This window comes from Pedobacter sp. (assembly GCF_045627485.1).
In the GTDB taxonomy this organism is placed as follows: Bacteria; Bacteroidota; Bacteroidia; order Sphingobacteriales; family Sphingobacteriaceae; genus Pedobacter.
Genome location: NZ_JAZQNU010000019.1, coordinates 46,438 through 52,989, shown reverse-complemented (window position 1 = coordinate 52,989; position 6,552 = coordinate 46,438). Strand labels below are relative to the sequence as shown.

General features: G+C 40.3%; 9 protein-coding genes. 8 read left to right on the top strand and 1 reads right to left on the bottom strand.

Going from position 1 to position 6,552, the window contains the following annotated elements; genetic code table 11:
• Positions 1-51 precede the first annotated feature (51 nt).
• Positions 52-345 (top strand): universal stress protein, encoded by a 294-nt coding sequence (locus tag ACR2F3_RS01740; RefSeq protein ID WP_432708259.1) that lies wholly within the window; start codon positions 52-54, stop codon positions 343-345.
• 66 nt (positions 346-411) lie between these two features.
• On the opposite strand, the gene ACR2F3_RS01735 is transcribed toward ACR2F3_RS01740, so the two are convergent.
• The gene (locus ACR2F3_RS01735; protein ID WP_432708258.1) at positions 412-762 is read right to left on the bottom strand and encodes a 4Fe-4S dicluster domain-containing protein; all 351 of its coding nucleotides are present in this window, start codon (positions 760-762) and stop codon (positions 412-414) included.
• Between the two features lie 75 nt (positions 763-837).
• Here ACR2F3_RS01735 and ACR2F3_RS01730 point away from each other — a divergent pair, with 75 nt between their 5' ends.
• The 7 genes from ACR2F3_RS01730 (at position 838) to ACR2F3_RS01700 (ending at position 6,550) form a co-directional block, all read left to right on the top strand.
• Positions 838-1,863: an acyl-CoA reductase gene (locus tag ACR2F3_RS01730; protein ID WP_432708257.1), complete on the top strand. Its 1,026-nt coding sequence runs from the start codon at positions 838-840 to the stop codon at positions 1,861-1,863.
• A 71-nt stretch (positions 1,864-1,934) separates the two neighbouring features.
• Positions 1,935-2,138: a fructose-6-phosphate aldolase gene (locus ACR2F3_RS01725; RefSeq protein WP_196860684.1), complete on the top strand. Its 204-nt coding sequence runs from the start codon at positions 1,935-1,937 to the stop codon at positions 2,136-2,138.
• Between the two features lie 2 nt (positions 2,139-2,140).
• The gene (locus ACR2F3_RS01720) at positions 2,141-2,824 is read left to right on the top strand and encodes a cell division ATP-binding protein FtsE (protein WP_432708256.1); all 684 of its coding nucleotides are present in this window, start codon (positions 2,141-2,143) and stop codon (positions 2,822-2,824) included.
• A 124-nt stretch (positions 2,825-2,948) separates the two neighbouring features.
• Positions 2,949-3,542 (top strand): nucleotide exchange factor GrpE, encoded by a 594-nt coding sequence (locus ACR2F3_RS01715; RefSeq protein WP_432708255.1) that lies wholly within the window; start codon positions 2,949-2,951, stop codon positions 3,540-3,542.
• 4 nt (positions 3,543-3,546) lie between these two features.
• Positions 3,547-4,716 (top strand): molecular chaperone DnaJ, encoded by a 1,170-nt coding sequence (dnaJ, locus tag ACR2F3_RS01710; RefSeq protein WP_432708254.1) that lies wholly within the window; start codon positions 3,547-3,549, stop codon positions 4,714-4,716.
• Positions 4,717-4,788: 72 nt separating this feature from the next.
• Positions 4,789-5,511 carry a DUF72 domain-containing protein gene (locus ACR2F3_RS01705; protein WP_432708253.1) on the top strand — a complete coding sequence of 241 codons (723 nt, stop codon included), beginning with the start codon at positions 4,789-4,791 and terminating at the stop codon, positions 5,509-5,511.
• A gap of 133 nt (positions 5,512-5,644) precedes the next feature.
• Positions 5,645-6,550: an ABC transporter ATP-binding protein gene (locus tag ACR2F3_RS01700; RefSeq protein WP_432708252.1), complete on the top strand. Its 906-nt coding sequence runs from the start codon at positions 5,645-5,647 to the stop codon at positions 6,548-6,550.
• Positions 6,551-6,552 lie beyond the last annotated feature (2 nt).

The window sequence follows — 6,552 nt, the reverse complement described above, 5'->3', positions numbered from 1 at the left end:
TTGTCCTCCTAACCGCTTGGCCTCCGACTTAACGTTAATCCGGACCTTACGCTGGCGCCTGTTTTTCTGGAAACGTACGACAATAGTGAAGAAAACAGCCATATATTGCTGCAAGAAATAGAAAAGAAATATGGCTTGGGTATACCAACTACCTATTTAAGTGTTGTAGACAGTGCCGCGCACGGAATTATTGAGCAAAGCGATGCATGGGGATCTAACCTGATTGTTATCGGAACTTATGGACGTACGGGTTTGTATCACTTCCTGATGGGCAGTGTAGCTGAACATGTGGCACGTAAATCCGCCTGTCCGGTGTTAATTGTGCCCAATAAAGCTGACATCTAAAAATACGAAAGCCGGTTACATTAGGAAATGAACCGGCCTTTCTCTTTCAAAATATAAGGTATTCTTTTAACCTTCCTGGTGTAACCAGGCTTTTTTCGCTAATAATTCTTCTTCAGTTTCCCGAACGTCTTCATCATCTACACAACAATCTACCGGGCAAACCGCAGCACATTGAGGTTCATCATGAAAACCTTTACATTCGGTACATTTATCGGATACGATATAATATACCTCGTCTGATATCGCATCCTGAGCTGCCTCTGCATCAACCTGAGCGCCACCGAAGTCTATGATGCCATTTAAGTTGGTACCATCAGAGAATCTCCAGGCAGTGCCTGCATCATATATTGCGTTATTAGGGCATTCCGGCTCACATGCTCCGCAGTTAATACATTCGTCTGTTATTTTAATTGCCATGTCTTCGTCTATATCTATTGCTAAGTTTACCTTTGCATGCAAATATAACACTTATACTTTAATTTTAGTTTGAATATGTCCATTCTAAACGCAGAAAAAATAATAATTGCTTTCAAAAAACTAAGTGCATTTCTCGGTCATCCAGACGAGCATTTTAACAACTTAATTTTGTCGGCTCCAAACCATAATGCCTGGTTTACGCGCGAAGAAGTAGAACGTTCGTTGGCGGCTTTTCATGCCATGTTGAACGATAATGACATCGAAAAATGGTTTGAAGGCATCAAAGTAAGTGACAAGCCGAAGAAAATAGGTTTAATATTAGCAGGAAATATACCAATGGTGGGATTTCATGATATACTCTCGGTATTGGCTACGGGCAACATTGCACTGATAAAATTCTCCTCTTCCGACGATAAACTGTTACCTGCATTGTTAACTGAATTGATTAAAATTGAGCCGCTATTTGCTGACCGGATTGTATACACAGAACGTTTAAAGGATTTTGATGCCATTATTGCCACCGGAAGCAACAACACCTCCAGGTATTTTGAATATTATTTCGGCAATGTGCCTAACATTATCCGCAAAAACCGCAATAGTGTAGCCGTGTTAACTGGCAATGAAACCCCTGAAGAGATTAAAAAGCTTGGCCACGACATTTTTGATTATTTCGGGTTAGGTTGTCGTAATGTTTCAAAAATCTATATCCCTGAAGGTTTTGATATCAAGTACTTTTTTGAGCCTCTTGAATCTTTTCAGCCAATTTTTAATCATTTTAAGTACAATAATAACTACGACTATAACAAGTCTATTTATCTGGTAAACGGTGACAAACATTTAGACAATGGCTTTTTGTTGTTAAAGGAAGACCAGCAGATCGCCTCTCCGCTGGCCGTTCTCTATTATGAAACCTATACAGACCTGGCAAGCGTAGAACAAGCCATTAACGAACGGGCAGATAACATACAATGCGTGGTTACGCAAACGTCTTTACATGTTAATGTAGCTTGTGCCGGATTCGGCGAAAGCCAAAGTCCGAAACTTTGGGACTATGCCGATAACATCAATACCATTGAATTTTTGAACAATCTGATTGACTAACAAAACGCTTTTATCCTTCGATCTGAAGCCTCATACTTATATTATCAATTTGAAATACTATTTTTGGTGTTATGTATGTTATTAAAGTAAAAGGCATTGCCAAAATTCCAGACTATGTGCAGTTACGGGATGAGAAGTTTACCTTACTCGCATACTTCAGGGTAGACCGGCCGGATAAGTCTTTAGACAAATTAGGTTTAGGCGACAAATTACCTTATATAATGGATATTATTAAAGATCTGCCTTTCGGACAGATCAAAAAACTAGATATTTAAGCATGACAGGAAACGCAGTGATAAAGTTAAATAATGTTGATGTTTTTCAGCAGAAACACCTGGTTCTATCAGATGTTAACTTAAGCATCGACAAAGGCGAGTTTGTATTCTTGATTGGACAGACCGGTTCGGGAAAGAGTAGTTTATTAAAGATCATTTACGGCGACCTGAAAATCGGAAACGGTGAAGGTATAGTGGCTGGATTTGACCTGAAAAAACTATCTGAGCGTGATGTTCCATATTTAAGAAGGAAACTGGGCATCGTTTTCCAGGACTTTCAGTTGTTAACGGACCGAACGGTTGAAAAAAACCTGGAGTTTGTGTTAAAGTCGACAGGTTGGACCGACAAAAACCTTATTCAGGAACGTATTAAAGATGTACTGGATAAAGTGGGTCTTCGCTCGAAGATCAAAAAGATGCCACATGAACTTTCCGGGGGCGAGCAGCAACGTATTGTGATTGCCCGCGCTTTATTAAATAATCCTGAGATTATTCTTGCTGATGAGCCTACTGGAAACCTGGATCCTGATACATCTGAAGAGATTGTAATGTTGCTAAAACAAATCAGCCAGGGTGGAACCGCTGTTTTAATGGCCACTCATGATTATCATATTATCCGCACCCTCCCTTCCAGGATTATCAAATGTGAAGGTGGACAGGTGTTGGAACACGCTACTTTCGTCTAAAATTTCTGACAAAAATAACTATTTCAGCCATTCTGTACAGTATGATTCATTTTAAACTGACAGCATGGCTGATATCACCCCTTGGCAACACTTTTGAGTTGACCAACAAAACTTATACTGTACCATGTTTAGCAAGAAGAAGAAAAACGAGAACGAAAATCCGCTAGAAGGAAACCCCGCTGTAGAGCAGGGAATTGGTGATCAGCCTAACGAAGAGACAATTTCAAATACTGATGAAGCGGCCTTACCTGAAGTGCCAAAAGAGCTTTCAGAGGAAGAAAAATTGCGTCTTGAAAATACAGCTTTAAATGATAAATACTTACGCTTATTTGCGGAGTTTGACAACTATAAAAGACGTACACAAAAAGAACGTGTAGAGTTATTACAAACTGCAGGTAAAGATGTACTGGTTTCTTTATTAACGGTGCTTGATGATTTCGATCGTGCAAACAAGGCAAATGAAACGGCAACGGATGTTGCGGCAGTACAAGAGGGTGTACAACTGGTATATTCTAAGTTAAAAGGCATCCTGACGCAAAAAGGATTAAAGGAAATGGATAGCATTAACACTGAATTTAATACCGACCTTCATGAAGCCATCACTAAAATTCCAGCACCAACTGAAGATTTGAAAGGAAAAGTGATTGATGTTTTGGAGAAAGGTTATACGTTAAATGACAAAGTAATTCGCTTTGCCAAAGTGGTAGTGGGTAGTTAATATTATGAGCAAAAGAGATTATTATGATGTACTTGGGGTTAGTAAATCCTCAACTGCTGAAGACATAAAGAAGGCCTACCGTAAGCTTGCTATTAAATATCACCCCGATAAAAACCCTGACGACAAAACCGCAGAAGAAAAATTTAAGGAAGCTGCTGAAGCATACGAGGTTTTAAGTAATCCGGAAAAGAAACAACGTTATGATCATTATGGTCATGCCGGTGTTGGAGGTGCAGCAGGCGGCGGCGGTTACGGCGGTGGCGGCATGAACATGGAAGATATCTTTAGCCAGTTTGGTGATATCTTTGGTGGTGGCGGCGGAAGCCCTTTTGATAGTTTCTTTGGTGGCGGTGGCGGCCAGCAACGTGGCGGCCGCAGGGTTGCTAAAGGTTCTAACCTTAGAATCAAGGTTAAACTAACCCTGGAAGAGATTGCCAACGGTGCAGAGAAAAAAATAAAAGTTAATAAACAGGTAGTTTGTAAAACCTGTGACGGTTCTGGCGCTAAAGATCGTTCATCGATCAGCACCTGTAGCACCTGTGGCGGACAGGGTTCTGTGCGTAGGGTAACTAATACTATTTTAGGACAGATGCAAACTACTGCTACCTGCCCTACTTGTAATGGTACTGGTTCTCAGATTACAGCCAAATGTTCGTCGTGCCATGGTGAAGGTACCGTACGCGGTGAGGAAACCATTACAATAAACATTCCTGCAGGTGTGAGCGATGGCATGCAGTTAAGCATGAGTGGTAAAGGTAATGCCGGACCTAACGGTGGTATACCAGGAGACTTGATCATTCTGATTGAGGAAATTCCTCATGAAACCTTGAAAAGAGAGGGTAACAACATTGTGTATGATTTACATGTAAGTATTGTTGATGCTGCTTTAGGTTACAGTGCTGAAGTACCTACCATTGATGGTAAAGCTAAGATTAAAATTGAAGCAGGTACACAAAGTGGTAAACTGTTACGTTTAAAAGGCAAAGGTATACCTGAAATCAATTCTTACCACCGTGGTGATGAGATTATCCATGTGAACATTTGGACGCCTAAGGCGCTAAGTGTAGAGGAAAGAATGTTACTTGAAAAATTAAGGGACTCTCCGAATTTTAAACCTCAACCAGGTAAAAATGATAAGAGCTTCTTTGAGAAGATGAAAGAATATTTCGAATAATAATTAATAATTTCCATTAAAGCCACCCAATCGGGTGGCTTTTTTTGTTATAAAGCAACTAAATATAATTACATGGATTGGAGAATAGGTTGCTCAGGTTTTTACTACAAGGAATGGAAAGAAATATTTTACCCCGCTGGCTTAGCACAAAAAAACTGGTTTGAATATTACTGCCAGCATTTTAACACCATTGAAATAAACTCCACATTTTATAAAATGCCCGGTCCAAAGACCTTTACCACCTGGAATGATAAAAGTCCCGACGACTTTCTCTTTACTATTAAAGCCCCGAGGCTTATAACCCACTATAAAAAGTTTAACGAAGTAGACAGTCTTGTGAGCGATTTTTACGGTACCATACGTGAAGGTTTACAGCAGAAACTAGGTGCTGTATTATTTCAAATGCCTCCTAGTTTTGTGTATACCGAAGAACGGCTGGCCCTGGTATTAGATCAACTGGATTCCTCGTTTCAGAATGTCGTGGAATTCAGACACCTTTCCTGGTGGACGGCAGACGTATTTGAAGCGCTGCGTATGCACCAGGTCAGCTTTAGTGGCATCAGCTATCCATCGGCCCTGCCCGATGACGTGATCGACAATGGGGAGATGCTATATTACCGCTTTCATGGCAAACCGGTACTGTATAAATCCTTGTATACCATTGAAGATTTAGAGAACTTTGTTAAACAGGTGGATCCCAATAAAAAACAAATTTATGTGTATTTTAACAATACCTGGGGGCAGAGTGCTTTGATTAACGCGAGGCAACTGCAGGACATGACAAAAGTGCTTTAAAATTATTTTTATTCACATACATCAATTAAATTTAGAAATTCTGTAATGTTTTAACACTTTTGGTTACTAATAGTTAACCAAACCGTTTAACGGGATAAAAAGTAACTACAAATTTCTAAACTAATTAACAACGATGCTTCAAGTAAACAATATTGTAAAACAGTATGCTTCCCACCGTGCATTGGATGATGTGAGCCTCACGATTGAAAAAGGAAAGATCTTTGGTCTGCTGGGACCAAATGGTGCTGGTAAAACCTCACTGATCAGGATCATTACCCAGATTACCGCCCCCGACCAGGGCGAAGTGCTTTTTAACGGAAAGCGGTTAAACTCCGATCATATTGCCCAGATTGGTTACCTGCCAGAAGAAAGAGGTCTCTACAAAAAGATGGAAATTGGCGAACAGGTGTTATACCTCGCTAAACTGAAAGGTTTAACGACCCATGAAGCCACCAAACGCATAAAACACTGGTTTGAGAAATTGGAGATGGGAAGCTGGTGGAACAAAAAAGTGGAGGACCTGAGTAAAGGGATGCAACAGAAGGTACAGTTTGTAGCTACCGTATTACATGAGCCAGAGCTGATTATATTAGATGAACCCTTTTCTGGCTTCGACCCGGTAAATGCCGCCATTATCAAAGATGAAATTCTGGAACTGAATAAGAAAGGCGCCACCTTTATTTTTTCTACACACCACATGGAGTCTGTTGAAGAGTTATGTGATAATATCGCATTGATTAACCGTTCTAAAAAGATCCTTGATGGCGCTGTAGACGATATTAAAGAGCAATACCGCAACAATACCTTCTGGGTGGAGTACCATGGCGTGCACGACCTGCAACAGGTAGCACCGGATTTTCAAGTATTGGAAACTGATATTTATAAAGGGAACTCCAGGATTAAAGTGCAGTTGCAGCCTGAGCAAAGTGCCAACCAACTGTTAAGTGCTTTATTGCCTTACGTTTCGGTAAGCAGACTCGAAGAGGTGATACCGACCATGAACGACATTTTTATAGAAAAGGTAAAACAAAAAAACTAAGC

Excerpts from the sequence above, each read along its gene's own strand:
- ACR2F3_RS01705 (WP_432708253.1), top strand. The coding sequence starts at position 4,789 with ATGGATTGGAGAATAGGTTGCTCAGGTTTTTACTACAAGGAATGGAAA.
- ACR2F3_RS01730 (WP_432708257.1), top strand. The coding sequence starts at position 838 with ATGTCCATTCTAAACGCAGAAAAAATAATAATTGCTTTCAAAAAACTA.
- ACR2F3_RS01700 (WP_432708252.1), top strand. The coding sequence starts at position 5,645 with ATGCTTCAAGTAAACAATATTGTAAAACAGTATGCTTCCCACCGTGCA.
- ACR2F3_RS01735 (WP_432708258.1), bottom strand. The coding sequence starts at position 762 with ATGGCAATTAAAATAACAGACGAATGTATTAACTGCGGAGCATGTGAG.
- ACR2F3_RS01725 (WP_196860684.1), top strand. The coding sequence starts at position 1,935 with ATGTATGTTATTAAAGTAAAAGGCATTGCCAAAATTCCAGACTATGTG.
- ACR2F3_RS01715 (WP_432708255.1), top strand. The coding sequence starts at position 2,949 with ATGTTTAGCAAGAAGAAGAAAAACGAGAACGAAAATCCGCTAGAAGGA.
- dnaJ (WP_432708254.1), top strand. The coding sequence starts at position 3,547 with ATGAGCAAAAGAGATTATTATGATGTACTTGGGGTTAGTAAATCCTCA.
- ACR2F3_RS01720 (WP_432708256.1), top strand. The coding sequence starts at position 2,141 with ATGACAGGAAACGCAGTGATAAAGTTAAATAATGTTGATGTTTTTCAG.